This is a genomic window from Afipia sp. GAS231, from assembly GCF_900103365.1.
GTDB lineage: Bacteria > Pseudomonadota > Alphaproteobacteria > Rhizobiales > Xanthobacteraceae > Bradyrhizobium.
The window spans coordinates 4,571,066-4,596,415 of record NZ_LT629703.1 but is presented as its reverse complement, the minus strand read 5'-3'; the positions used below and the strand labels follow the sequence as shown (position 1 = coordinate 4,596,415).

21 protein-coding genes and 2 pseudogenes are annotated in these 25,350 nt (G+C 55.7%); 6 read left to right on the top strand and 17 right to left on the bottom strand.

From position 1 onward, the window contains the following. Positions 1-30 precede the first annotated feature (30 nt). On the bottom strand, positions 31-1,788 hold the full coding sequence (locus tag BLS26_RS21610; RefSeq protein ID WP_172804658.1) for an iron ABC transporter permease: 1,758 nt from the start codon (positions 1,786-1,788) through the stop codon (positions 31-33). A 381-nt stretch (positions 1,789-2,169) separates the two neighbouring features. Here BLS26_RS21610 and BLS26_RS21605 point away from each other — a divergent pair, with 381 nt between their 5' ends. Continuing rightward, positions 2,170-4,368, top strand: a complete 2,199-nt coding sequence (locus tag BLS26_RS21605) for a xanthine dehydrogenase family protein molybdopterin-binding subunit (RefSeq protein ID WP_244541647.1) — start codon at positions 2,170-2,172, stop codon at positions 4,366-4,368. 338 nt (positions 4,369-4,706) lie between these two features. On the opposite strand, the gene BLS26_RS21600 is transcribed toward BLS26_RS21605, so the two are convergent. The 12 genes from BLS26_RS21600 to BLS26_RS21545 form a co-directional block, all read right to left on the bottom strand. Next, entirely contained in the window at positions 4,707-5,501 is a 795-nt protein-coding gene (locus tag BLS26_RS21600) for a xanthine dehydrogenase family protein subunit M (protein ID WP_092514466.1), read from the bottom strand. 66 nt (positions 5,502-5,567) lie between these two features. After that, entirely contained in the window at positions 5,568-6,041 is a 474-nt protein-coding gene (locus tag BLS26_RS21595) for a (2Fe-2S)-binding protein (protein ID WP_092518353.1), read from the bottom strand. A gap of 198 nt (positions 6,042-6,239) precedes the next feature. Further along, positions 6,240-6,710, bottom strand: a complete 471-nt coding sequence (locus BLS26_RS21590; protein WP_092518351.1) for a CoxG family protein — start codon at positions 6,708-6,710, stop codon at positions 6,240-6,242. 216 nt (positions 6,711-6,926) lie between these two features. Further along, positions 6,927-7,520 (bottom strand): thiamine pyrophosphate-dependent enzyme, encoded by a 594-nt coding sequence (locus BLS26_RS21585; RefSeq protein ID WP_092514464.1) that lies wholly within the window; start codon positions 7,518-7,520, stop codon positions 6,927-6,929. Then, positions 7,520-8,011: a hypothetical protein gene (locus tag BLS26_RS21580; RefSeq protein ID WP_157676538.1), complete on the bottom strand. Its 492-nt coding sequence runs from the start codon at positions 8,009-8,011 to the stop codon at positions 7,520-7,522. The genes BLS26_RS21585 and BLS26_RS21580 overlap by 1 nt, the downstream gene beginning before the upstream one ends. A 47-nt stretch (positions 8,012-8,058) precedes the next feature. Then, entirely contained in the window at positions 8,059-8,310 is a 252-nt protein-coding gene (locus tag BLS26_RS21575) for a hypothetical protein (RefSeq protein WP_157676537.1), read from the bottom strand. Positions 8,311-9,179: 869 nt separating this feature from the next. Beyond that, positions 9,180-10,286 (bottom strand): ABC transporter substrate-binding protein, encoded by a 1,107-nt coding sequence (locus BLS26_RS21570; RefSeq protein ID WP_092514458.1) that lies wholly within the window; start codon positions 10,284-10,286, stop codon positions 9,180-9,182. 292 nt (positions 10,287-10,578) lie between these two features. Continuing rightward, entirely contained in the window at positions 10,579-11,433 is an 855-nt protein-coding gene (locus BLS26_RS21565; protein WP_157676536.1) for an SMP-30/gluconolactonase/LRE family protein, read from the bottom strand. Between the two features lie 11 nt (positions 11,434-11,444). After that, positions 11,445-12,368: an SMP-30/gluconolactonase/LRE family protein gene (locus BLS26_RS21560; protein ID WP_092514454.1), complete on the bottom strand. Its 924-nt coding sequence runs from the start codon at positions 12,366-12,368 to the stop codon at positions 11,445-11,447. 30 nt (positions 12,369-12,398) lie between these two features. Beyond that, on the bottom strand, positions 12,399-13,265 hold the full coding sequence (locus BLS26_RS21555) for an alpha/beta fold hydrolase (RefSeq protein WP_092514452.1): 867 nt from the start codon (positions 13,263-13,265) through the stop codon (positions 12,399-12,401). 41 nt (positions 13,266-13,306) lie between these two features. After that, positions 13,307-14,197: an alpha/beta fold hydrolase gene (locus BLS26_RS21550; RefSeq protein ID WP_157676535.1), complete on the bottom strand. Its 891-nt coding sequence runs from the start codon at positions 14,195-14,197 to the stop codon at positions 13,307-13,309. 32 nt (positions 14,198-14,229) lie between these two features. Next, entirely contained in the window at positions 14,230-15,408 is a 1,179-nt protein-coding gene (locus BLS26_RS21545) for a Rieske 2Fe-2S domain-containing protein (protein WP_157676534.1), read from the bottom strand. Between the two features lie 329 nt (positions 15,409-15,737). On the opposite strand from BLS26_RS21545, the gene BLS26_RS21540 reads away from it, so the two are divergent. Beyond that, complete coding sequence (locus BLS26_RS21540; protein ID WP_092514446.1) at positions 15,738-16,709, top strand: PDR/VanB family oxidoreductase; 972 nt, start codon at positions 15,738-15,740, stop codon at positions 16,707-16,709. A gap of 93 nt (positions 16,710-16,802) precedes the next feature. Further along, positions 16,803-17,648, top strand: coding sequence for an AraC family transcriptional regulator (locus tag BLS26_RS21535; RefSeq protein WP_092514444.1), 846 nt, complete (start codon positions 16,803-16,805; stop codon positions 17,646-17,648). A 144-nt stretch (positions 17,649-17,792) separates the two neighbouring features. Here the strand turns inward: BLS26_RS21535 and BLS26_RS21530 are convergent. After that, a pseudogene (locus BLS26_RS21530) lies at positions 17,793-18,528 on the bottom strand (IS5 family transposase). A 349-nt stretch (positions 18,529-18,877) separates the two neighbouring features. On the opposite strand from BLS26_RS21530, the gene BLS26_RS21525 reads away from it, so the two are divergent. The 3 genes and pseudogenes from BLS26_RS21525 to BLS26_RS21510 all read left to right on the top strand — a co-directional run. After that, positions 18,878-20,080, top strand: coding sequence for an adenylate/guanylate cyclase domain-containing protein (locus tag BLS26_RS21525; RefSeq protein ID WP_092514442.1), 1,203 nt, complete (start codon positions 18,878-18,880; stop codon positions 20,078-20,080). 641 nt (positions 20,081-20,721) lie between these two features. Continuing rightward, positions 20,722-20,916, top strand: a complete 195-nt coding sequence (locus BLS26_RS37275; protein WP_092514440.1) for a hypothetical protein — start codon at positions 20,722-20,724, stop codon at positions 20,914-20,916. Positions 20,917-20,946: 30 nt separating this feature from the next. Then, positions 20,947-21,224 (top strand): annotated as a pseudogene (locus tag BLS26_RS21510) (transposase); the annotation flags it as partial. Positions 21,225-21,272: 48 nt separating this feature from the next. On the opposite strand, the gene BLS26_RS36585 reads toward BLS26_RS21510, so the two are convergent. The 3 genes from BLS26_RS36585 to BLS26_RS21500 all read right to left on the bottom strand — a co-directional run bounded on the left by BLS26_RS36585 (position 21,273) and on the right by BLS26_RS21500 (position 25,104). Then, a complete protein-coding gene (locus tag BLS26_RS36585; protein WP_210186249.1) occupies positions 21,273-21,419 on the bottom strand; it encodes a hypothetical protein in 147 nt (48 codons plus the stop codon). Positions 21,420-21,750: 331 nt separating this feature from the next. Then, entirely contained in the window at positions 21,751-23,316 is a 1,566-nt protein-coding gene (locus BLS26_RS21505; RefSeq protein ID WP_092514438.1) for a DcaP family trimeric outer membrane transporter, read from the bottom strand. 1,242 nt (positions 23,317-24,558) lie between these two features. Then, complete coding sequence (locus tag BLS26_RS21500) at positions 24,559-25,104, bottom strand: carboxymuconolactone decarboxylase family protein (protein WP_197681266.1); 546 nt, start codon at positions 25,102-25,104, stop codon at positions 24,559-24,561. Between the last annotated feature and the right edge of the window lie 246 nt (positions 25,105-25,350).

Genomic DNA, 25,350 nt, shown 5'->3' with positions numbered 1-25,350 from the left:
TTGTCAAAGCTAATGCTTCGAGGCACATCGTTACTTAATTGAGTTCTGCTCGCCCATTCGGATGACGAAAACCGCCATCACCAGCGCAATCAATACGGTGATGACACCAACTACTGAAGCGGCCTCCAGGCGACCCGAGAGCGCGTACCCAAACATGAGCAAGGGCAACGTTTCAGCGCCTGGCGCAGCCAAAAGCACCGTGGCGCTAATGTCCTTGACAGCCATCATGAACGAGATAACGAAGACGCTCGCGATCATCGGCGCAATTATGGGCGCAGTGATGCGATAGACCGTTTCGATCATTCCCGCGCCGCTCATCAAGGACGACTCCTCGAGCTCCCGAGAGATCTGCCCCGTAGACGCTTCAAACATGTGCGTTGCCAGCGGGAGCCCTTGAATCAGAAGTACGATAATCAGACCGACAGCCGAACCATTTATCCCGCGAAGCCCCGGCACATTCAGAAAGAGCGTCAAGCACGCCATACCAAGCAAAACACCTGGCAATGCCCACGGCAGCCAAATAGCAAGTGACAGAGCCGATTTCCCGTAAAACTGGTTACGCGCGATAAACCAGGCCAATGAAAAATAGACGATGGTGCCGGCCACCGAGACCACTACGCCGATTAGGGATGACTGATAGAGCGCACTCAAAAATTCGGAGCTCGAAAGAACGTCGGTCCAGTGCCGCACCGTCCATGGATGAGGAATATCAAAAAAGCCGAACAGGTTGCTAAACGAACTGAGAACGACCATCGAGAAAGGGAGCAGGACTGTGGCGGCAAGGAATAGAAAGAGTATCGCTGAAATGAAATAAGACGTCCTCGTACGCGGTTTAGGAAGGAACTTACCACCCTTACCGGTCATGGTCGCCACGGTTCGCGAGCGGTCAAGAAACATGCGATAACAGACAACTAGGAAGACGAGCACCAAAAGAAAGAAGGTGCTGAGCGCCATCGATTGCGCTTCGTCCGGCGGCGCCATGCGCAGCAAATTAAAGACACGGGTCGAATAGACAAGGACTCCCGCCGGCAAACCCAAAATCTCCTCAACCTCGAAGGATTCGAGGGACCGAATCACGCCGGCGATGAAAACCGTCAGTAGCGTTGGGGCGAGAAGCGGCAGCGTGATCCGCCACAGTGTCGTGGAAACTCCGGCCCCCGACATTGTCGATGCCTCCTCGTACGAAGAGTCAATAAAGCGCTGCGCCGGTTCGATCAAAATGACCATGATAGGAATCGTACTGAGGCTGAGATGAACCCAACTTATTCCGAACAGAGAATAAATATTGAAGTACTTCACTCCAAAGAAATAGAGCGTAACCTCGTTCAAAATGCCATAATTCGGATCGAGCAAAACGATCCAACCAAGCGTGACTGGTAGGATTGGCAAAAAGAACGCGAGCCACAGCCCCCCCATGATAACGTTCTTGCCAAAAACATCGTTCCTCGCGAGGTACCACGCGATAACGAACGCTATGGCAATCCCGACCGGATTTCGCAACGCGAGAAGAACCGAATACATCATGGAATAGAGCGTCTGCTCACTCTCGAAAGCGCGCTGCCACGGAGCGATCGAAAAATGAAAAGCCGTGAAAATATTGCCATCGCTCAAACCGCCGACGATCACTATCAAGACCGGCAGCATGCACGCCAACGCAGCTACAACAAGACCCACCCAACCAGCGACGTACAGCGCAGGCTGAACATACTTTTCGAGTTCAAATGGCCGAGATGCTGCAGCGACGTGGTTTCCCTCATGCTGTCTTGGCTGCGCTTCGAGATTGGTCATCGATCGGTCCTTAAGTAAACCAACAAAGTCTGGCGGGAGCCACATGCAATCATTTAGCACTGCTCCAGGTAACTGCTCCAGGTCACATGCATTTTTGCATGGGCGACGGGCTTACATTATTCAGCAAAAAGCAATATGTTTCAAGCTTAAAATACTTTACAGTTTAGCCGGACGATGGACGGCTCGGGCTCGGTGCCTATCGGCTTTGTGGCTTTGGGTCTTCCCTCGTTCTGCATTATGGCAGGTGAAGTTATGGTAGATCACTCGAAGGCTCCCACTTCTGGCGCTGAGCGCTCGGTCGGAACATCTCCGCTTCGCCGCGAGGATCCGAGATTTCTGACAGGGCGAGGGCGCTACCTCGCGGATGTTTCACTGCCTCGGATGTCGGTCGCGGTTTTTATCCGCTCTGATCTTCCAGACGCCCGCGTGCGAGGGATAGATGTCAGCTCTGCCCTCGGCGTTCCCGGTGTCGAGGCGATTCTTACGGCAAATGACTTGCCGCGCGCGACCCTCTGGCTTTCTAAACATCCGAACCTGAAGGTCACCCGTCAACCGGTACTTGCCGTAGATCGCGTGCGCTTCGTGGGAGAGCCATTGGGGATTGTAGTGGCCGAGAACCGGTATGCCGCTGACGATGCCTCAGAATTGGTCGTCGTCGACTACGAACCAGTCGACGGTTCCAAGATACCTCTCTTCGACCATATCCCGGATAACATTGTTTTTCGCGAGACTAAGCAGTGGGGAGAGATCGACAACGCCTTTTCCAACGCGACGAAGATCGTGTCTTCGTCCTTTCGAAATGCCCGGCAATTGGCGTGTCCACTGGAAGCGCGGGGCTGCATCGCGAGCTTTGATCCATTTTCCCGAGAGCTTATGGTTTGGGCCTCGACCCAAGTGCCGCATCGCCTGCGCAGCGACCTAGCGGCAGCCGTCGGCTTGCCCGAGAGCCGCATTCGTATCGTCATGCAGGACATCGGCGGCGGGTTTGGTCAAAAAATCCCGACCCATGTTGAAGAGGTCGCTGTCGCTCTAGCATCGATGAAACTTGGAAAGCCGGTGAAGTGGGTCGAAGATCGTCGCGAGAACCTGGTTGCCGCGCCGCATTCGCGGGATCAGGAGATAAAACTTGAATTGGCGCTGAATGACTCGTGCGAGTTTCTTGGCTTGCGCGCCGTTCTAGTCGGGGACGCCGGTGCATACTCTTTCAATAGTGGCACCTGTCTGACCGAAGCGTATCGTGCGGCCCAGGCCATCCCGGGAGGCTACAAGATCGGAGCGTACTCATACGACGTGACAATACGTCTATCCAACAAATCGCCTATTGCTCCCTACCGGGGGATCGGAGATGTGGCGGGAAACTGCGCGCGCGAGTTGCTGATCGATAAGGCTGCGCGCGAGTTTGGGGTTGACCGGTTCGAACTGCGCGAGCGGAACATAATCCGATCGGAGGATCTTCCCTCCAATTCCATTGTTGGTTGGCACCTTAGTGACGTCAGCTTCCTCGAAACGATGTCGGTTGCGCGTCGACAGTTTGCGTGCGCTTTGCGTGAGATGCCGCCGCCGCCGGAAGGGGCGATACGCGGAATCGGCATCGGTAACCTAGTTGAAGCGTCTGGCGCAGGTCCAGGGTTCCAGTCACATGATGCCGCGCGCGTAGTGATCGATCGCGAGGGCAAGGCGACTATAACGTTCGGAGCCCCGTCGATTGGGCAAGGGATTGAGACAACGATGGCGCAGGTCGCCGCGGATTCCCTTGGTCTCGAGCTTGATGACGTGGCCGTCAGCTGGACCGACTCGGCCCATGCGCCATTGAGCATTGGTGGAACGCGCGCCAGTCGAACCGCTATTATCATCGGTGGCGCTGTCGGCCGAGCTGCGCAGGCAGTAAAGCAACAGGTACTCGAAGTCGCGGCCGTTTTGTTGCAGGCTAGCGTCAACGATCTGGTTATAACAGGTGGAAAAATATGGCGCGTCGGGGAGGACGATCCAAAAATGTCGGTGGCCGATCTGGTTCGCATCGGCCTTCTCCGCACAGGGCTGCCGCCAGGCATGGAGCCCACGTTTGAGGCAACGAAGTCCTACAGTTCAGAGAAATCAAGCTTCTCCAACGCTTCGGTCGTGGCCGCCATATTGGTTTGGCCCGAGACGGGCGAGGTGCAACTGGAGCGCATCATCGCTGCGGAAGACTGCGGCGTGATGATCAATCCAATGATCGTAGAGGGGCAGTTCGTGGGTGGGGTCGTTCAAGGAATCGGCATGGCGCTATTGGAGCAGTTCGTTTACGACGAAAACGATCAACCGATCACAGGTTCATTTATGGATTACGCCTTGCCTACGGCAAAAGACACGGTTGAGGTGGAGATGACGCACATTATTACACCGTCCTCCGCGAACTGGGAAGGCGTCAAGGGCATGGGCGAAGGCGGATGCATTGCCGGCGCAAATGCTGTCGTTTCAGCTGTTGCAGATGCGCTGGCCCAGCTTGGTGCTGAGGTCGACTCTATGCCGATGACGCGAATGAAGATTTGGTCGATGTCGAAATTGTCCGCGCCGTGGATTTTGAGCCGGAGGCCCACGTAGATTTAAAAACTTCTTTTGCTCACCTCATTTGGTATCGCAATCGAATTATCTGACCGCGGCGATATCTGCAGTCAAAGCTTTTTTACGACGCGATAACAGCTGTAGAAAATGCATCTCTAGTGTGAGCCGTCCCGTTTGCATTCGCGAGGCGGCAAAAGCTCATCACATTCTCTTCGGTTATGCCCTCAGTACAGTTGAACAAGCACATCGTCGCACGATTATCTCGCGGTCTGAAGCAGCATCAAAATGTCAGCTGCCTGCTCGGTGCTTGAGGCATCACGAACTGATTATTTTATTGGCGGCGCATTTTGTCTTCAGACAAACAGCTACTCTTGATCTTACGCCGCCTCGGCTACCGCCCGCTTCGCCATTACCATCACCAAGTGGGCTCGATATTCCGCGCTCGCGTGGATGTCGGAGTTCAGCCCGTCTTCAGCTTGTTTGATGTTCGCGACAGCCTCAGGCGACCAGTTCCCGGAAAGTGCAGCTTCCATCTCGGTTTGGCGGAACACGACCGGGCCGGCGCCCGTGACAGCGACGCGCGCGCCACAGCTCGTCTTTGCAACAAACACGCCAACCACCGCATAGCGAGAGGCGGGATTCGGAAACTTTTTATAGCCTGCCTTTTCCGGAACCGGAAATGACACCGCTACAACGAGCTCGCCGGGTTCAAGCGCGGTCTCGAACATACCGACAAAAAAATCGTCAGCCTTAATCTCGCGTCGATTAGTCCTGACTGTCGCATCGAGGGCCAACACGGCGCTAGGATAGTCGGCCGACGGATCGTTGTTGGCGATCGAACCGCCTATTGTTCCGCGGTTGCGAACAGCCGGGTCACCGATATGGGAGGCCAACTTTGCCAGCGCAGGGATCAACTTGTTAACGTCGGGGTTGCGCGCGACGTCCACGTGACGAGTCATCGCGCCGATGGTGACGATTTTGCCGGACACAGTCACACCGACAAGCTCAGCAATGCCGTTCAGATCGATCAGCTCGGTCGGCTGAGCGAGGCGCTGCTTCAGCGTCGGAATCAGCGTCATGCCGCCGGCCAGGAGCTTGGCTTCGCCATCAGCGATGAGCTTATCAGCGGCATCGACGATCGATGAAGCCTTCTTGTAAGTAAAAGCGTACATACTGCTCTCCCAAAACTCGTGATCTCGAGGGGGGCGATCTCTTCAAAACCGGCGCAGCGGTGCGGCTTACTTTGCGCTCGCCATCGCTTTTGCGCCAGCTTCGATCGCCTTCACTATGTTGTGGTAGCCCGTGCAACGGCAAAGGTTGCCTTCCAGATGTTCCCGGATCTCGCGCTCGCTTAAGATAGACTGTCTCTGAGCGAGCGCGAGCGCGCTCATTACCATGCCGGGTGTGCAAAAGCCGCATTGAAGGCCATGATACTCGCGAAACGCTTCCTGCATTGGATGCATCTTGCCGTCCCTGGCCAGCCCTTCGATGGTCAATACGTTCTGCCCCTCGCACTGCACCGCCAAGATGCTGCAGCTCTTGATTGGCTCACCGTTAAGATGAACTACGCAAGCACCGCATTGGCTGGTGTCACAGCCAACGTGCGTTCCAGTCAAACCCAATTTATCGCGCAGCAGCTGCACGAGCAGCGTCCGACCTTCAACGACCGCGGACGAGAGCTGACCATTAACAGTTAAACTAATCTCAACCATCGTCGTCATCTCCAAAAAATTGGCTTCGCCGATTCCTTCAACTTGCCACGTGGTTTTCGAGGTGGCTCGCGCGAGATCGCGGGTAAGCCGACAACCGATTGCGCGGCATGGTATGTTCAAAATGTGGGCCGGTGCCTAACCGATTCATCGTCGGTGCGGTCGACTGCCCGCCTGTTTCCAGATTGGTTTTTCCGCCCCCTACGAGCCGGTAATTTGAGTGGCGCCGGGGGCAGAGCTAACCGCAGAAGCAAACTTACCGAAGAACTGTTCCGCAAGCTTGCGGCATGTAGCGTCCACAAGCCGCGAACCAAGTTGAGCGATCTTGCCGCCGACCTGTGCACTAGCGCTATATTGCAGAAGGGTTTCGTTACCCTCCTGCACCAATTTGACGTCAGCGGTGCCCTTCCCGAATCCGGCAATACCGCCGGAGCCCTCGCCGGTGATCTTGTAACTGTTGGGTGGATCGAAATCGGACAGCACGCCCTTGCCGGCGAACTTGGCCTTCACTGGGCCGATCGCCAGCACGATGTTGGCCTTAAACTCCGTATCGGATAGCTTTTCGACACTCTCGCAGCCAGGTATGCACTGCTTTAGGATGTCGGGATCGTTTAGCGCCAGCCAAACAGTTTCGCGAGATGCGGAAATCCGGTATTCGCCAATCAGTTCCATGTCTTGTCCTTGCCCAATGGCAATATGCATAAGTTGACATTTTTAGTGCGAGGTAGATGTCCTACCGCCTGAACACCAAATCATCATCATGATCGAGGCCTTCTCGACGGGACACAGCATGAACCCGGATTGATCGGCTGCCCCTCTGGCGTGTTCAATCCCTACGAAAGCACCTAGCAGATATGCAATCAGAGCTGCTATTGCAGCGAACATCAGCTACCCGTCGCCGTTCAGATCTCTCCGCATCAGCACCGCGCAGTCGAGCTGGTGGCGAGAAGCGCGTGGTCTAAGCAACGAGGATTGCATATGCTCGTCTGCGGTCGGGTCATTTTTGCAGACAATGAAATTTGGTCCAACACCTCCAAGCGCTTCCTCAAGTCGCGCACGGAACTCCTCAGGCTGATCGCACGTGTGTACGTGCTTTTTGTCCCATCCATTCGCCAATGCGAGCGCCCCTAGGTCCGTACCGAAACTGGTGGCAGTAGGCACCTTGCCGTCACCCGTTCCCCAGACCGTGTTATCAGTTATCAAGATTGTCAGATTTTTCGGACGCATGCGCCAGATCGTCGAGAGCGTGGTGGAGCCGGCAAAGAATGATCCCTCGCCCTCCACTACTAGAACCTTCCGATCCGGACGGCTAAGCGCTATGCCGAGCCCCATCGGGGCTGCGTAAGCCATGTCCATGTTGTAAATTGAGGCCGGACTGTCACCGTGCTCGTAAATCAGCCCTCCGCTGACACCAGGACCAACAATCAACGCAGCATCACCACGGGACTTCGCAACAATCAGCATTGCTTCACTGCGATTCATCAGCGGTCTCTCGTAAGATAGGGGGGAACAATCACGCCGTAACAAGTAAGTTGGCCACGGGTCGTTTGAACGCTTCGCTCAACCAGATCATCGAGCGACTCAATGTTGCTGGCGATCGAGTATGGAATGTTAAGCCCTCGAAAGACGCCCTCCGCGACCAAAAACGTCGCGCAATGATAGTCGAATAGTTCGCCAGGACCGTAACCGTGGCTAGCGACGATGAAAACCGGTGTACGCTGAGCGATGGCACGCGCCAGGATGAGTGGCGAATATCCCAGCCCCGACGATTCCATCAGGCAAATCGGGCTGCGCCCGCCAATATAGAGGCCCACCGCGGCAGCGATACCCTCATCTTCGCGAGCGCAGGGCAACATTAGGAACTTACCAGAGGATTCAAATTTTCGAATCGTCCCCGTTAGCACGCTGTCGGGGAGGTAAACGCACGAATCGATGCCGGCTCGCTCCGCACCGCGCACGATGGCGTCCGCCATGGCAGTAGCCAGAAGAGATCCCTGCCCGCTCTTGTTTGCATCAGTCATTAGTGCAGCCCCAGTGCATCGTTCGCTTCGTTGATCCGCGCGACGATCGAGGAATAACACTCCTCCCAATCATCCGTGCGCTGACGTTTACCCGGCTCGAGATAGGTGGCCACCTCGGCGTTAGCGGCACTGCGTCGGACGACTTCCGGCGAAATGCACTCCTCGGTCTCACGACCGGGCCCGTTCATGTACCAGCTATAAAATATCTTCGCTGCACTCGGGGGCGATACACCCTCGCCATGCTTACTCACACTAGATCTCCTCGTAGCAGCCGGACTCTCCCCGTGAAAGGAGAACACCGACATCTTGGAAAGACGCTTGGCAACGTCATGCGCATAAATGCCGATCTCTTCCGCTCGGTTGAATTGGTCACTTGTCCCCCAGCCCAGACTCCGGCCGTATGAAACAGTTAGAACGGCGAGGGCCTAACCTGAATATATTTTATACTTAAACTATTTGGCAATGCAAGCTTCTAGGACAAATGTTTTAGCGTAGGAACCGTAAATTGGTCGGCGATGGGGGACAGCGGCGGAATGGGCTAGACGCCCAAAGCCCAAGGCGAATGGACTGTCTATGCTCAGGCCGAAGAGCCGCTTGCGCCCATGCTGCAGACTCAGTTGGAACGCCTAATCGCGATATTTTATGAAAGCTCCATTGAGCGCGATCGATCCAAGGTCGCTTCATAGGGTCAAGCCTGGACGCAACAGTGCAGATTACGGTCGAGAACCTCTAAAGCAAACTGAAGCGAGAGCGTTTTGCTTGCTTGACGTCGACTCGTCCCTGCGATCGCGTTAACGCCTAGTTTTCTTGATCGCGAGCAAACGACGACCCGCAGCTGAGTTCGCAGATCATAATAGACGCACGGTCCATACTTCTGGCGCGCTCTAGCTCATTCCGGCGTTCGTCTTCCTACCATTAAGTGCCTGTTTAGTGGCCTGGCGTCGTGAAAGCTCCTGGCCACCATTCTCGGATCCATCTCACATTCGCGTTGCTCGTATGAAAACAGGCCCGTTGCGCAAATAGACACCTGCACCTGCGCTGGCCGCTCCCGACGTTCCGCACAATAGCGTCAAATAAGGCGTCACCGACGCTTCAAGAAAATTCTTAGCCGCGTCAACCCTCAGCGCTGCCCCAGTGCCTCGTTGATGCTCTTAACCAGAACCTCGCGCGAGAAGTAGGATTCTTCGTTGTAATCATCAAGATAGTTGAACTTACCTGGCACGAGATAGCTGGGCAAACCGGTGTTAACGTCAAGGCGCCGGCTGGCCTCAAGCATAATGGATTCATAGACTTCCTGACCGGGCTTGCTCATGTACCAGTTGGTGAACACTTTCGCTGCATTCGGGTGTGGTACACCCTTGGCTTGCTTGATAGCACTGTAACCTCCCGTGAGGTAGCCGGGCCCATCATCGGGAAGGACAACGCCAATATTCTTAAAGTTCGCGCGAAAGCGCTCAACCTCGATCTGAACTCCTCCCAGAAGGATCGGCGCCGTCCCACGAACAACCCCCTCCATCAACGAGCGATTTTCAGTGGAAAATTTGACCTGTTGTCCCAAGTAGAGATCCTTGATGAACTGAAGGCCTCTCGCCTTGTAAAGCCAAGTCGCAGCTCCTTGCCCCGGCCCAGGAAATCGGACATCGTACGCCGCAATCTTGCCGCGGTACTTTGGGTCCAACAGATCTTGCCATACCTTGATTTCGCCGGGCTTCACGATGTCGGTATTGACCGTTAGCCAACCAAAGACGTAGGAAGCTCCTTGCAAAAGATACTGACCGGCATCGTCCACGAATTTGTGCTTGCCGTCATGAAAGTTTTGAGGCGCAACGCCGGGAAGAATTAGCTGCGGCAGGATCGGCTCCAGCAGATTTTCCCGCATCATATGCAGTTCTCGGCCGCCGGCTATCATGACGTCGATAGTCACGTTCTTCGCGCGCGCTTCCGCTTCGAGCCGTGCCGACTGCGCCGCCGTATTACCGCCGAGGAAATTCAGCTGGATTCCTGTGTCGCGCTTGAACGCGGCGCTCATCGTCTCGCTCAACAGCGGAAACGCAGCGACAGTGACCTGCCCTTCGCTGCGGGCCGCCGCGAGTACTCGATCCCACTCCGGTGGAGCACCAGCCTGCCAGTCAGAATTGCCCTGAGCTAGACCACGGGAACCGGTGCCAAGCACCGCCGCAGCGCCCGCTAGTAAACCACGGCGGGAAATAGACGAAGCTTTTGACATGATGCTTTCTCTTCCGCTCGTTTAGATTGATGATACGCGCTCTGCGCGCGCAGATGCTAAGCTACCGGCCAGTCCGATCCGCTGTCCGGATCATGATCTTCCTTGAAGAAATTTTATACTTCGAGTTAAGGCAACAAATCACTTAGTTCTCAAGCGCGTCTAGCCTCGCGAAACCGATGTCGCCGTTTTTCGTACCCAGGATCTCCGCGCAGCGTCAGACAAGGTCGCGGAGCTGACATCTTTCCGTCATTACATCGAGCGAGAGGCGCAATCTGGTGATGCACCTCCGCTCCTACAGCTTGAAATTCCGCACCTTGTACAAACAGCCATCGGCCGAAGTGACGTAGAGTGTCTTCAGGCCGGGCCCGCCGAATGCACAATTGGTTGGTTTGCTCGGGCCGAATGAAAACTGCTCTAATATAATCCCCGTGTCAGACATCACTACTACTGCAGCAGATTCGCCATCTTTTCCGCCATCGAGGCATGCAACAATATTTCCACGCGATGTGACGCACATGCCTGTCACCGCAAAGCCATCCCAAGAATGGAGGACGGAGCTCTGCCCAAGTGTATCGTCAGATTGAAGAGGGTACACTCGCAACTCTGATAGCTTCCGTCCACCTCTAGGATTATCGGCGACATAAAGCGACCGCTCATCCTTCGAAAAGGCTATGGCCATCGGAAACTCAGTGTCCAGCGTCATACGCTTGAGCACCCACGCGCCGCCTCCGACATGGTCGAGGCGGAGCACCGAAGCATGATCAACCGGGGGCTCCATCATGCGAAGCGGAGGTTCGGGATCAGTAAACCAGATGCGACCGGTCCGATCGACTGCTAAGTCGTAGGGCTGATTGTGAAGGCGTCCATCGAGCCGATCGGCAAGCATCGAAAGAGTGCCATCAACATTGAACCGACCGACCCGGCGCGCCGAACCTTGACATCCGAAGAGGCCTCCCTCGGGGGCCAGCGCCAATCCCCGGGTATTATTGGTATATTTGCGGTATTCGACCACACGCCCCGCGTCGGGGTGATAACGCAGTATCCGGCTCTCGGTGACCAAAGAGAACAAGAGCGCTTCGCCATCCCATACCGGCCCATCGGCCTCGCCTGAGTATGGCCCAGCAACCCGTTCAATTACCCACGCCATTCTAACCCCCATCACCGACGTCGCACAGGTACACCTGGAATCTTTAGTTCGATTCGATAGATTGACTCCTGCAGTGTACAGAACATCCATCGCCAATCGGGACCGCCCCAGGCTATATTGCCCACCGGTGTCGGAAATCGGATGCGCACGAGAAGCTTGCCCTCGGGATCGATCACGTGAATCCCACCCGCGGCGGTACAATAAACATTCCCCTCCACGTCCACCTTCATACCGTCGAAAGTGCCAGGAAGGTCGGCCTCAGCTTCGTAAAAAAGCCGCCCATTCGCCAATGATCCATCTGGCTGGACGTCAAACACGCGTATGTGCTGACGAATTGTATCATTTACATACAGCAACCGTTCATCCGGCGAGAAAGTGATGCCATTTGGCAATGCAAAATCGTCCGCGACCGGTTCAACTTGTCCACTGCCTGGCCATACACGAAATACACTTTCGAAAGGCAGATAACGCTGAAGATCATCGGTACGATCAGCACCACGACCGTTACCGTTGAGTCCAGTAGCAGGGTCAGTCCAATAAATTGCCCCACTCGAATGCACGACAACGTCATTCGGCGAGTTGATACGCAACGCCCCGTAATGGGATGCGAGGACTGTCGTGGATCCATCGTGTTCGCGGCGCCAGATCGAACGCGATGACCAGCCGGCGACGACTAACCGCCCCTCAAGATCGAGCGTAGCGCCCAGACCCTTGCAGGGGCCGAAAACAAACTCAACTCCCCGATTGGGCCGCCATTTCCAAATCTTGCCCGGTGACCGATTCATCCATGCTTCGGTGAAAATGAGCGCGCCATCGGCTTCATCCCAGACGGGGCCATCCGCAAAGTTGGCGCAGCCCGTCAAGATTTTTTCTGGACTCCCGGTCTCAGGAACAATTTTACGCCAACCGGCGGATTCCTTATCGATCTCAATCACGCGGAATTCTTTCTCTCAACTATTTTAAGCTTATGCGAGACCATGGACATCCCGGAGAAACGGCGTAAGGGCTTCATTGAAGCCGTCCGGATTCTCCTCCTGGATGAAGTGTTGGCAATTAGGGACTTCGATCCATCGGCTCCCATCGCCGTATTTTGCAAGGCGCTCGCAGTCGCTCAACGTCATCTGAGCGGTGCCGCCCTGCGGAACGAGCAGCAGCATAGGGCAACGAACTTTACCCCAAACGCTGTCTGGAAGAGCGCCCACGTAGGGCGGCAACTCCGGACGAAGGAACTCTTCTCGCAAAACCGGATCGTATTTCCAGTTGATCCGCCCCTCGATCGTCCGACGGAATACGTATGGAGCGCGCTCTTCGGCCAGAGCCTGAACCGGTGGCGCCAATCCTTGGCGCAAAAAGGAGATCGCGTCTCCCCAACTAGCGAAATCCGACGGGATCGCCGACATTCGCTGCTTGACCATCGGAAGGTTCTGCGGTGGAAGTCCCGGCCCTCCGTCGATTAGAACCAGGGAACTTAACATATCCGCGTGCTGCGCCGCAAAGGCAACGCCAGCACCGGCAATTATCGGCGCGAACGCAATGACGGTCGGACGAGCGAGTCCCAATTGGCGGATTGTAGCTGCCACGTCGCTGACATAGTCGTTGACATCGGTGTTACGGCGCAGCATGGGGCCGCTGTCACCATGACCGCGCAAGTTGACCGCCACACAATGGAAACGGTCGTCAAGACGCTCGATGACTGGCTTCCAGAAATAGGCAGCAGAGCGTAAGGGACCGAGAAACAAGACGTCCGGCGCCCCAGTCTGCCCCCACTCGTGAAAATAAAGTGGATTACCTTCGTTCAAAACGTACCCGGATTTGACGGGAGCCGACTTCATCGACGTAATGCCTCCAATTGCGCGTTGCTCGCTTTAGCCGCTCAGATGCTATGAGCCTTCTCGAGAAACGGCCTGATCACGCCGACGAAGCCGGCCGGATTTTCCTCGTGGACGAAGTGAGACGTAACATTTGGAACCGCAACCCAGGAGCTCCCCGTTCCGTACTTGGCGATTTGCTCGCAACCTTCGATGGACAGATGCTCGCGTCCCTTTAGCGTCGTATTTTTCGATGCACCTTTGGCGACGAGGATGGGGCAACGCACCTGCTCCCAAACCTGCGCCGGTTGAGCGCCTGTGTTGCGGGCAAACTCTTCACCCGGCCAGCACTCGCGAAGAACCGGGTCGCTCTTCCAAATCACCGATCCGTCTGGAAGGCGTCGGAATGTATAGGCAGCGCGCTCTTCGAGGTCTTCTGGTGACGCAAAGGACTGGTCAACCATTCGACTGAAATAAAGCCGCGCAGCGTCCCAGTCTGGAAAGGTGCTCGGCATGGAACGAGCCCGTTCGCCCGCCGCCCCAGCCTGCTCCTGCGAATATCCGAGCCCGCCATCTACAAGCACAATGCCCTTGACCAATTCGGGGTGCGCTGCCGCGAATGCCACGGCGACGCCCGATATAACGACCGAAAAGCCCACAATGACGGCAGGCGCCGCGTTCAACTCGTCAACCACAGCCTTCAGATCTTCGACGTAACCATCGGGGTTAAATTCACGAACTGGAAACGGCGAACTATCCCCTTGTCCGCGAAGATTAACCGCAATAACGCGAAACCTGTCCTCGAGAAGCTCGGCTGTATGACGCCATTCGTAAGCAGCATTCCGGAAAGGACCCGAAAGCACCACGGCAGGCGCACCTTGCGCTCCCCACTCGAGATAGCTCAGCGCAAGCCCTTGGTTCATCACATAGCCGGACTTGACCGATACAGCCCCCACTGACGGGCGCTCCGCGTTAACGCAGCCCAACTTCACCGAGCATCTCTCGGAAGCGCGGCCACATTAGGAATCATGTCAGACGTGCGATGCCAGTCGTGACGTGGACGCCCCTCTGACAAAGCCCGCAAATCTCTCGTCCACAATCTCCGCATCAGCGCCAAGGATACGTCGCTGCTTCCCAAGTGCTCACCCTCACGGTTCCAGAGGACACCCTGACCCAACTGCGCGACGTCATCTTCAATATCGAACAGGCCAGGCGTTCCAGCAGCGATGACCGCGTCCATCGTCGTATCGCCATTTAGAATAGCCATCGCGATTTCGTTACGCGTCTTGTTGACGAGATCGAGCTGATCGCCCTGCGGTAGTTCGCTGTGGTCGCCGTCTGTCCAGTTCCACATGAACTGCATGTGACTGTGGTCATCTACGGGAACGCGGATGAAAAGCAATTCACCCCCACCCTCCCACTCTTTGCCCGCACCTTTGCCAATCGAGATATAATTGATGTTTGGCATTCCGAAGTAGGCAACAAGGTCAAAGCCATTCGGGTCGACCCGGTGCGTCTCCATACCCCACGAACACTCCCTCGTCGTGACCCGCGGAATGATAGTGTCAAGCGTAGGCTTGACCGGCGGAAAGGCCTGCTTATGCACGAAGGGCAGGTGCACAAAATCATGCGAGTTTTCGATGCGCTGGAAAAAATTGTAGGGCGCAATCTCAGCCATCAAGCTTAGATTGGGGGTACCATCCCAGCGCTCAAAACGCTCATATCTTGGGAACGGCGGCGGCTCGCCTTCACCAAAATACGCAAAGACGACGCCCAAATACTCCTTGACCGGAAAGCTGCGAATACGAATCTTATCGCAGAAGGGCTTAAGCTCGCCAGGCTGCTCAAGACACTGCCCATCGGCGCCGTACTTCCAACCGTGATAAAAGCAACGGATAGCATCACCCTCCACGGTCCCGGCCGATAGCTGGGTGCCGCGATGAGCGCACCGATGGTCAACAAGGTGCGGCTGCCCTTCTTCGCCGCGATAGAGAGTGAACTCCTCCCCGAGCACTCGCACAGGGCGCGCCCGCCCGGGCTTAACCAGCTTGCCCGCGTAAATCGGCTGCCAAAAGCTCCGCAAGTACCGGCCCCCTAGGGTACCCGGACCTGTGTAGAAGGCCATACGCGGATCAAACTCGGCGTTAGATTTTGGCTGAGCATCCATTATCGATCTCCATCGGAGCATACAAACATTGAGATTCTCGCATGCAGATCGCCTGCGGTTTACTTTAGACTTAAAATATAAACACCTTGAAGGTTATGTGTCAACAGCCAAACGGGGTTAGATCGGGTAGCAGTGGAAGAACGCCGCCGATGGCGTTCGCTCGTAACTCAAGTCATTGGCTTTTTTTGTTGACAGAGACACATGAGGATGCTTGTTTTAAGCATTAAGCAATTTCCCGTGTCACGTTTTTTTAAAGTGGGAGAAGCTTTGAGGGAACTGGCCATGCAGATCAAGACTGACCCGAGCAAGCGCGGGTCATTTGAGGCGCTATGACTGAGTCTTCGAAACTCGAAGTCGTCGTCAAGAAGGTAGCCGGCGAGGCGGAGGGCATTAGCGTCTGGGAATTTGGGTCAGTTTCTGGCGAGGATCTCCCGTCTTTTACCGCTGGAGCGCATATTGACATGCATCTTTCCAACGGACTGGTCCGCAGCTATTCGCTCTGCAATTCCCAGGACGAGCAACATCGCTACGTCGTCGCAATCAACAAGGACGCCCGCGGCCGTGGCGGCTCGAAGCTCATCCATGAAACATTGCGGGTGGGTGACCGGCTAAAGATCACAACGCCCCACAACAACTTTCCGCTTGTGGAAGGCGCCAAACACGTCGTGTTCATCGCCGGCGGCATCGGAATCACGCCAATCTACGGGATGATACAGCGCTTAGAGCAGCTCGGTGGATCTTGGGAACTATACTATAGCACGCGCGTGCCGGAGACGTGCGCGTTTAAGAACAAGTTGGAGACGCTGGAAGCCTACAGGCCCGGCCGCGTGCATTTCAACTTTGATCATTTGCCAGGCGGCAAAGTGCTGGACTTGGACAGGCTAATCGGCACGCTACCGTTCGATGCGCATTACTATTGCTGCGGCCCTAGCCCAATGTTGCGGGCGTTCGAAGGTGCATGTGTCGCGGCCGGCATCCCCTCAGAGCAGATGCACACCGAGTACTTTACCGCGAAGGAAGCTCCGTCGATGGAAGGCGGCTTCACCGTGGTGCTTCAGCGGAGTGGCAAGAGCTTCGAGGTTTCTAGCGGCAATACAATTCTCGACGCGCTTCTCGCCAACGGCGTCGCCGTGCCGTACTCGTGCATGCAGGGCGTATGCGCAACCTGCGAAACCAGGGTCATTGACGGCATCCCGGACCATCGGGATTCGGTGCTGAGTCCCGAAGAGCAGGCATCGAACAAGACGATGATGATCTGTTGTTCCGGCAGTAAAAGCAAAACTCTTGTTTTAGATATCTAGTTCACTAGACCGGGCTGAGCCGATGGTCGTCTGTCGTTCTAGATATGCTGAGTGCGGTGAGACCAGACCTGATTCCTAAAAAGGGGAGCTTGGATGACTTCAAACTCCAAATACGAGCCGGGTTTCTTTTTTGACCGGGTCGATCACAATACAGGGTTGGAGCCGAGCTGGCGACGCGGTCGCGTCATGCTGGTTCTCGTTCAGAAAGGGGCAATGATCGTTTCAAATGGGCAGTCGAGCAGCCAACTGCGGGCAAAAGAATGTGGCCTGATCCTCAATGACGGCTCTGATTCGATAACGGTACAGCACAACGGGCAAACGCAGATTCTACGATGCCTTATTCCTTTAAAATCTGTTCGAAACATCGCCCCCTCCAAAGGCGAGCTTCTCCCCTCGAAGGTTTTTGCATCGGATCAACTTAGAACCTTGTTTCAACTGGGCCTTGAACTCAGCGGCGCGGTTTCCGATGCGAACCTTCATCTTCGCGATGCAATAGGTGAGGCGGTGTTGGCTGCCCATATCGCAGGATTCGCCGATCAGTCACCACAGCGACTGCCAAGCTTCGTACGCAATGTTTGCGTGTATGTTAATTCACATTATCGCGAGGCGTGTGATCTTGATCTACTTTCCGAAATAGCAGGTGTCAGCAAAGGACATCTGACGTGTGAGTTCCGAAAGCATCTCGGAGTTTCTCCGGTTCGCTACCTTTGGGCGCAGCGCACAAAAATGGCCGCAGAAGCCATCAAAACGACAAGCCTAGGGCTTGTCGAGATCGCTGAGAGATGCGGGTTTCAATCTCATTTTCATTTGTCGCGCGAAGTAAAAGCGTTCACGGGCTTTTCTCCCCGCGAACTACGGAAGAATTGCTCGCTCGAACTGGACGCTCTCACCAAGATCGCTCCAGTCGAGGCGTTGAAATACATAAACACATTTGGCTGATCAGATTCGGTCTCGAATCGCCGCGAATCGTTCAGACAGCCTCCGCAATTGAATACCCCCGAGATGCTCGAGCCGCGTAACCTCTCATAACACTTGCGCTAAACGGTTTGAGGGGCTCCCGCCGGCGAGGGCCGCCTTGTTCGATTAGGGCGCGGACTCATTAGTCCGCAGCCAAATTCGGATTGATGCAAGCTTGATGAACGCCAGATAGTTTGCCGCGAGTTTGTCGTATCGGGTCGCGACACGCCGACACTGCTTGACCTTGTTGAAGAACCGTTCGACCAGATTGCGCGCGCGATACAGATACGGGCCGAATCAGATCGGATCTACGGTTTCGTTTCGGCGGAATGTTTGCCCATGCTCCTTGCTAACGAGCAAGCTCCCTAATCCAATCCGCATCGTATTCCCGATCTGCAAGCAGCATCGTTTGTGGAAGCAAGGCGCTGAAGAGAGCCGAACACAGCCAATTGTCGTGCGCTTCACCGGGCGTGAGGGCGAGATGGACCGGCAGGCCATTGGTATCCCAGGCCCCCTCGTGAGCGACCCATCTCTTGTGATTGTTGTCCACGATGCAGGCAACATGCTGGCGTACACGCACGACGGAGGTATCGATCATCTGCACCGTCGCGTCATGACCGGAGGCCAGCGTCTCCATTATCTGGTCTCAGATGCCAGCCCGTCGCCAGCGCACGAAGCGCTTGTAGCAAGTCGTGTATGGCCCATAGTTTTCCGGCAGGTCGCGCCACGGTGCACCTGAACGCAGCACCCAAAAGATGCCATTGAGCACGCGACGGCCATTTACACGCCGAACGCCGCGCGTCTTGTTCGGCAGCATTGGCTTGATGGCGGTCCATTCAATGTCGCCGAGTTCGTAGCGCATGAGTCGGGGCTCCGGTTTTCGGAGCTTGAATGACGTCCGTCGCGGAGCCGCTAATGCTCTGAATTTACATCCGCTTTCGGCGGCATAGCGGACATGGCCGCACTTACTGCTGGCTCGACCCGGTCGCGAATGACCCAAGTCGGAAGTCGAGCACCCCATTTGCTGTGACCCGCGAGGCCGCCACTCTTCCATCAGGCAGTGCTAAGTTACTCTACTCGGGCTGAGAGGTAGCTCGATGAAGCAACGACCCGGCATGACACTGCCAGCACGAAATTTGCAGCCGAGCTGCAAGCGCGCTACTACAGGAACTTATCGTTGCGGATGTGCCCTGGGAAACTTCAGGTGAAATGTGACCAAGGCGCTCGATTTGTCACTTGCTGATCGCAAGGCCGAGCTTCTGCGCTGGCTAAGCGAGGAGGGACGTTTTGCGCCCGATACCGGTGGGCTTCTTGAGATGCTCTGCGAGAAGCTCACCGTACTCGGGGCGCCGATAGCCCGCGCCACGGTGCAAGTCCGTACGCTGCATCCGGAATTCCGGGGAGTATCGCGTATCTGGCGCCGTGGACAGAGTACCGAGTTCCGAACATCGCGACACGGTATCGAGTCTACGTCGGATTACCAGAATAGCCCCCTTCAGTACGTTATCGAAACCGGACAGTGGCTTGATACTGTCCTTAGCGAAACCACCGATCGGCGCTTCCCGATCCTCGCAGCGCTGCGGGCGCAAGGCATTACCCATTACGTGATGGCGCCTCTTATCTTTTCGAATCGGATCGTTAACGCGATATCGTGGGGAAGCGACGCTCCCAACGGGTTTGGGGAAGCGGACGTTGAACTCTTTCGCCATCTAGTGCCGACCTTTGCCCCAGTTCTCGAAGTGACGGTCGGCCGGCGTATCTATGATGAACTTCTTGCCACCTATGTAGGTCGAGATCCGTGCGCGCGGATTATGGCGGGCGCTGTCCAACGTGGCAACGTCCGCCATATCAAGGCGGCAATGCTGCTCGCCGACTTGCGTGGTTTCAGCCGACTGACAGATGAGCTTCCGGAGCAAAGAATCATTGAACTCCTAAATGCCTTCTTCGATCTGGTCGTCCCTGGCGTCATCGGCAGCGAAGGGGACATTCTGAAGTATATCGGTGATGCGGTCATCGCGATCTTTCCAGTCACCGGCGATGATCCGGCGCCGGCCTGTGAGTTGGCCCTGGCTGCAGCGCAGACAACGCTGGCTGCGCTCCAGGCTTCACCCCCCGAGGTCCGGGAGCATATTTCAATCGATATTGCTCTGCACTATGGTGATGCCGCATACGGCAATATTGGCTCTGGCAATCGCCTCGACTTCACTGCCGTCGGACGCGACATCAACATCCTCAGCCGGCTGGAACTCCTCTGCAAGGATGTTGGCCGGCCACTGCTCATGACTGGTGCTTTTGCCGCAGAAGTCGCGGCACCGGTCTTTGAAATCGGCCATTTCGAATTGCGCGGCTTCCGTCAGCATCAGTCCTTGTACGGGTTGTGCCAAGACGGCGAGGTGCCTGCCGAGCCCACGTAGGCGGATGGCGTGTAGCAGGCTGTACGAACTGTTGGGGGCAAACTTCTGCTTTTGGCATATCGCGTCATTTCGCTGCGGCGCGGAATTTGGTCGCTACCGGCCTAGCGGACACTGATCAAGCCAGCACCAATCAAGCTCGATTTATGAGTGCGCGCCCTGGTCCAATTGGTGCGTAACAGTCCTTATGGACAGCCATAAGGCAGTACTCAGCTTGACGGGCTTGCGGTGGTCGAGATTGGTCGCCAGCAGCGATGGTCGGATGACGAGAAGCTGCCGATCGTGACCGAGAGCTTTCAAGCGCCGCGCGCGATGTCGTCGACAGCAAGACGCCATAGCATATCACGTTTGGTTGCTGATGACATGGCGGCGCTCGTTCGGTCTCGAGCCGATTAGCCCTCAAAGCAAGCAATCCGGCTTTGCGCCGGTCGTCCTTGCCGCAGAGGTCGAGCCAGCGGTTGCTGCCATACCGACGGGCGGGCAGATGGTGATCGTCCTTGGCAGGGATCGTCGGGTGATTGTCAATGCCGGCGTCGATGCGGCCGCCTTCGCGGGTGCTGCAGGTTCTGGAGCGCCGATGATCCCGATCTCTTCGAGCGCACGCATCTGGATTGCGACCGGCTACACTGACCTGCCGCAAGGGCATGCAGGGTTTGTCATTATCGGTGCAGGAAGGCCTCGGCCGCGACCCGTTCGCCGTGTTCCGCCGACGCGGCGGTTCGCTAATCAAGACCTTGTGGCACGATGGAATTGGATTGTCGCTCTATCGAAACGCTGAAAGCGGCGTTGATGATTGCTCGCGCGGAAGCCACGTCCGCCCGAGCTCAATAATCCGATGACCAGGCGCTGATCGCCATTTGAAGCTGTAGATCGAAAAACTCGACCGCAACGGCTATGGCCCGCGCTCGGAGCGTATCGCGCGGCTGCTGGATCAGTTCGAACTGACGCTGGAGGAGCTGGAGAGTTCGGCGACGGAGGACGAACTCGCAGCCGAAATGGCCGTGACCAAAACCACGAAGGTGGCGTCCTTCACGCGCAAGCAGCCGTCACGCCAGCCGTTCCCGGAGCAACGGCCTCGCGAGCGGGTGATCGTTCCGGGACCTGTGGCCGCGCCTGCTGTGGCGGCACGCGGCTGTCCAAGCTCGGCGGTGGTCTCCGTCGACGCCTGAGGCGCGCAAACCCCGCGTTCCGCCCGCTATTCACGCGACATGATCCGTTGCCGGCGACAAAGAGTCCATGAGAGCAAGTCACCTGTTTCGTCTGCGAAGTAGGGCAACGCGCCATAACGCATTACTTCCAGCGCCGCCATTCGAACAAGATAAACCAAATCAGAGACACTCATGCTGCGTGCTCCTATTAGGACACCTCCTGAGAGAGCTATGCTCAGGAGTCGCTTAGCGCGGGCGCAATCCTCGCCTGTCCAGACCAATCGGCGCCGCGTCAACGCGATTCGGGTGAGCAACGCGGACTAAAAGACGCATTTGCAGACCGTTGCAAATGAAGCTCATCATAAGCAGATGCTCGGCGAAAAGTTGCTCAAACAGAGGGTCTGTTTTACTAGCAACTTCTCGCTTTCACACCTGCAATGGCTTTCTTCGCCGGACCAATCCAGGCCAAACGGGGCATGAATGGCGGAACGTGCCGACGATGAGCGCCCAACGGCCCCCAAGAACCTAGAAAAATACCTTTAGGTTCGTTCCTATCCGTTGCCCCACGCCTGACGGACCGACACCTGGGGTGGGTTGTTGCAGCATGTTTAACTTGCCCCATATATACTCCACCCCGAGGCTAACGCGTTCCACGGGAGTCCAAATAAGGTTCGCATGGACCGAGGTCATATCCTTTACGGAATTGGCGGTATTGTCGGGGAATTCCGTGTTTAAATATCGGAAATAGCCGCCAGCAATGTTCGAGCGCAAGTTGTCGGCCCAATAGTGCTGATAGGAGGCAACACCACCGACTTGCCTGGTGTTTTCCAAACCGCAAACGATAGTTCGGGTTATGTTACAGAATTGAAGCGATGCGGCGGTACGGTTGTCAAGATCGCCGACTTGGTAGCGCCCCAAACCGCTTCCGCCTGAGACTTGCATGTTGATCGAATCCTTCCCGAACGTCTTTACCGAAAGGGCCACCATGGCCGCTTCGGCCACCGTAGTTTTAGTTCCAGGAACGAGTGGGTTCGCTACGGTGCCGACGAACGTCGCCGGATTCAGATTCGTACCTCCAGCAAGGCCCACGTCTCCCGTGTTGAGAGAAATATATCTGACCATGCCCGCTACCGCGAAGTGTCCCCAGCCACCATCGTAAGTATACTTCGCAACCACATCCGGGTAAGGTGTGGTCTGGTTCAAACTAGGAAGATTGGATCCGAGAATTGTCTGCTGAACAGCCCCTTCGAAATCGGAATTGGCATTTTCAACCGCTAAAATGAAATTGCTTCCGCCACCTAGATTGCGTGTGTAACGGACCATAGGCTGTCGAACATAGATGCCACCCACCGGTCCGTTTGGGTCGAGCGTTTCTGGATAAGCGATAAGATCCATGAAGGTCGACCACGTCTGACCGACGAGCAACTGATTGGCGCCAGAGTCCAATTGGCCGAAAGCTTCACGCAGTCGCGGAGAATAGGAGTTTGTCTGGACCGTACTGCCGTTATTGTTCGCGTTAAAATCCATAGACGTGAACGTTTTCAAGTCGCCTATGGGCGTCGCAGTGATCGTACCAAGCGTGATCTGCGTGTTCCGCGCACTGAAATCGATGCTGCCGCCGCGTCTCGCATTGTTCGAGCCGTCAAGGCTGATTAATCGGAAATCGGTACCCGGGATACCTCCGAGGCCCAGCCCGTTAATGCCGCGAATGGCGTCTACGCGGATCGATCCCCCGATTTTCATCGAGGTGCCCGTGCCAGGAATATCGAAATAGCCTGGATCGCGCACGCTCGGCAGAGGCCAGCGAGGATTAATGGTTGGGTCTCCCGAACTTGCGACGCGCGCAGCGTTAGGGTCTGAGCGCCCCGCCGCGGCTCGTTCCTTATTACGTTTCTCGAGTTCTCTCTTATCTGCCTCGAGCTTCTCCATGCGCTTTGCCATTGCCCGCATTTCGGCCCGCAGATCACTCAAATCATCTGCATAGGCAACGGATCCGACATAGACCGTGCCCACGGCTGCCAGACATGTGGTTGCCATAAGGCTCCGGCAAAGTCTTTTAACCCGCTTGATCGCCCGTGCGTCGTTCTTCATCGTCAGTCCCCCTGAAATATCTTTCCATGGATCAAGCTGACAGCAAGTTGACTTGAATTACATGTCTGAGAATCGGGAATTTGTCTGTCGAGCAGAAAAACGAAAGACTTAGCTATAATTCGGTCACATTCCGCACGACCCGAGGTTGCGTAGAGTTAAGCGAGACCGCGAGAGGCTGCATTTTTCAATTCTGTCTAAATCGCTTCGTTTCGTGATTCGACAGTAACCAGGCATCGAAACGCCAAGCGAGCCATACACATTATCGCGCGGCGAGTGGCGTTCAAATGCGAACGCTGCGTTGGTCGTAAGCTTAATCGAGCAGAGGAATGAAACTCCGTTTCCCGCGGAATGAGAAACTGGCGCTCCATGACAATACGCACTGGCGTTGGAAGTTATCTGCATCCTTGGCGACATCGATTAGCAAACTGCCAGTAGCTCGCTCCCTCGTAACTAGGGCTCCCCTCGAACCTCAGGTTTCGAGGCGGCGTATAAACATCCCTTGAACCGAACACCGCACACTTAGCGACCCGCTGATTGGAGTTAGCACTAACACGACCCTGCAACTTCGGCGAAGCCAAGGAAGCCGCTGAACTCACCGTCAATGCGCCTAAAGCCGCGACAAGAATCAGTACTCTCATGAGACTCTCCAAATTTCAGTTTTCCATCCATATGCATCCAATCAGTAAACATTTGGAATGCAAGCAGCAAAGCACGTTGCAGGGGATGAAGGGCACGTCGCAGGACCGGCGTCAGGAATGACAGCATGGAATGACTTCGACGCGCCCAGCGGTATCGAATGCGATTTCATTTCAAACGCCTGCAATACTAACGAAAAGAGCGTCTTAAATTGGGATCGTGCGCGACACGGGTAACATACGAAAAAGACATGCCGTTCCGCAATCCCAAGATGCGTTCGCGTCCGAGACTCGTGACATTGATAGCACCCTACTACGGCCCTCTTAGTTACGCGACGTTGCATCCTTTACTAAGCTGGTTGCTGCGTCTAGCAACGTGCATAGGGCAGCGATCGAGGGTTGATCTTCCCGGCTGGGCGGCAACGTGCCGGGATCATCAAGAAGCTTGACTGCCACTGTGCGCGTCGTCCTCACCGCTTATAGACGCCTGCACAGCTACCGAGAGACATTTCGAAAATTGACTGACGCGTCCGCGTACCGCGGCCTTCCGACATTTTGTGATTCGGTGGCAGTCTTGGCCCGCTAAAACTAAACCGTTGAACAGCAATCACGAAGACAACGGAAATTTGTCTAGAAATCCTTCATATTCCTCTTCCAGGTCAATCCGCAGCGCCGAGAGAAGACGAACAACGGAGTTATAATTGGCAATTACCATTAGCAGATCCATGAGAAGCTCGTCGTCGAGGTAACGGCGAAGGACCGCAAATATTTCATCCGATAGATCGATCTCAAGCGACATCTGACGTGCAGCGCAAAGCACCGCTTTGGTTAGCGGATCGAAATGAGTCGGCTTACCCGCGGTTTCATCAGCGACCGAAAGAATATCGGCTTCCGTCGCGCCGCAATCCAAGCTTAACGCACAGTGATGCGCATATTCGTACGCCGATTTTGTCACATAGCCGACCTGGAGGATTGCCAACTCGCGCAACCGCGGGTCTAGCTTGCTCTGTTGGCGGAAATACATTGAGAGAGCGCCCTGAACCTGCGCGGCGCGTGGGCTGTGGCAAACCGCGCGGCTGATGTTGTTCTTGCTGCGGGGCAGATCCGGAAAGCCAGGGATATCACCTTTGTTAAGATAAGGCAGGCGCGGCATGTGAAAGGCTCTCTCTCAAAGACACTTGGTTGCAGTCGCATCGTGAGCATTGTGACGCATCATACGTCAAACATGCAGACAGAAGAGTAAGCCTTCATTTTGTTCAACGCTTTCTCTCGCGTTTATCGGTTGACAAATAGGCATCTCAATGTTTCTTTAAAGCATAAAGCATTTCTAATGTCACTCGCATTCAAGACTGCGATCGAGAGTTTAGGTCGGCGCTTGGACTTGGGAAATTTAAGCCGG

Bases quoted from the DNA above. Each gene is read 5' to 3' on its own strand.
- BLS26_RS21580 (WP_157676538.1), bottom strand. From the start codon at position 8,011: ATGGCGGACGCCATCGTGCGCGGTGCGGAGCGAGCCGGCATCGATTCG.
- BLS26_RS21555 (WP_092514452.1), bottom strand. From the start codon at position 13,265: ATGAAGTCGGCTCCCGTCAAATCCGGGTACGTTTTGAACGAAGGTAAT.
- BLS26_RS37275 (WP_092514440.1), top strand. From the start codon at position 20,722: ATGCAGGGTTTGTCATTATCGGTGCAGGAAGGCCTCGGCCGCGACCCG.
- BLS26_RS21540 (WP_092514446.1), top strand. From the start codon at position 15,738: ATGACTGAGTCTTCGAAACTCGAAGTCGTCGTCAAGAAGGTAGCCGGC.
- BLS26_RS21610 (WP_172804658.1), bottom strand. From the start codon at position 1,788: ATGACCAATCTCGAAGCGCAGCCAAGACAGCATGAGGGAAACCACGTC.
- BLS26_RS21505 (WP_092514438.1), bottom strand. From the start codon at position 23,316: ATGAAGAACGACGCACGGGCGATCAAGCGGGTTAAAAGACTTTGCCGG.
- BLS26_RS21535 (WP_092514444.1), top strand. From the start codon at position 16,803: ATGACTTCAAACTCCAAATACGAGCCGGGTTTCTTTTTTGACCGGGTC.
- BLS26_RS21590 (WP_092518351.1), bottom strand. From the start codon at position 6,710: ATGGAACTGATTGGCGAATACCGGATTTCCGCATCTCGCGAAACTGTT.
- BLS26_RS21605 (WP_244541647.1), top strand. From the start codon at position 2,170: ATGTCGGTCGCGGTTTTTATCCGCTCTGATCTTCCAGACGCCCGCGTG.
- BLS26_RS36585 (WP_210186249.1), bottom strand. From the start codon at position 21,419: ATGAGTGTCTCTGATTTGGTTTATCTTGTTCGAATGGCGGCGCTGGAA.
- BLS26_RS21565 (WP_157676536.1), bottom strand. From the start codon at position 11,433: ATGGCGTGGGTAATTGAACGGGTTGCTGGGCCATACTCAGGCGAGGCC.
- BLS26_RS21500 (WP_197681266.1), bottom strand. From the start codon at position 25,104: ATGCCGCGCCTGCCTTATCTTAACAAAGGTGATATCCCTGGCTTTCCG.
- BLS26_RS21585 (WP_092514464.1), bottom strand. From the start codon at position 7,520: ATGAATCGCAGTGAAGCAATGCTGATTGTTGCGAAGTCCCGTGGTGAT.
- BLS26_RS21600 (WP_092514466.1), bottom strand. From the start codon at position 5,501: ATGTACGCTTTTACTTACAAGAAGGCTTCATCGATCGTCGATGCCGCT.
- BLS26_RS21595 (WP_092518353.1), bottom strand. From the start codon at position 6,041: ATGGTTGAGATTAGTTTAACTGTTAATGGTCAGCTCTCGTCCGCGGTC.
- BLS26_RS21545 (WP_157676534.1), bottom strand. From the start codon at position 15,408: ATGGATGCTCAGCCAAAATCTAACGCCGAGTTTGATCCGCGTATGGCC.
- BLS26_RS21570 (WP_092514458.1), bottom strand. From the start codon at position 10,286: ATGTCAAAAGCTTCGTCTATTTCCCGCCGTGGTTTACTAGCGGGCGCT.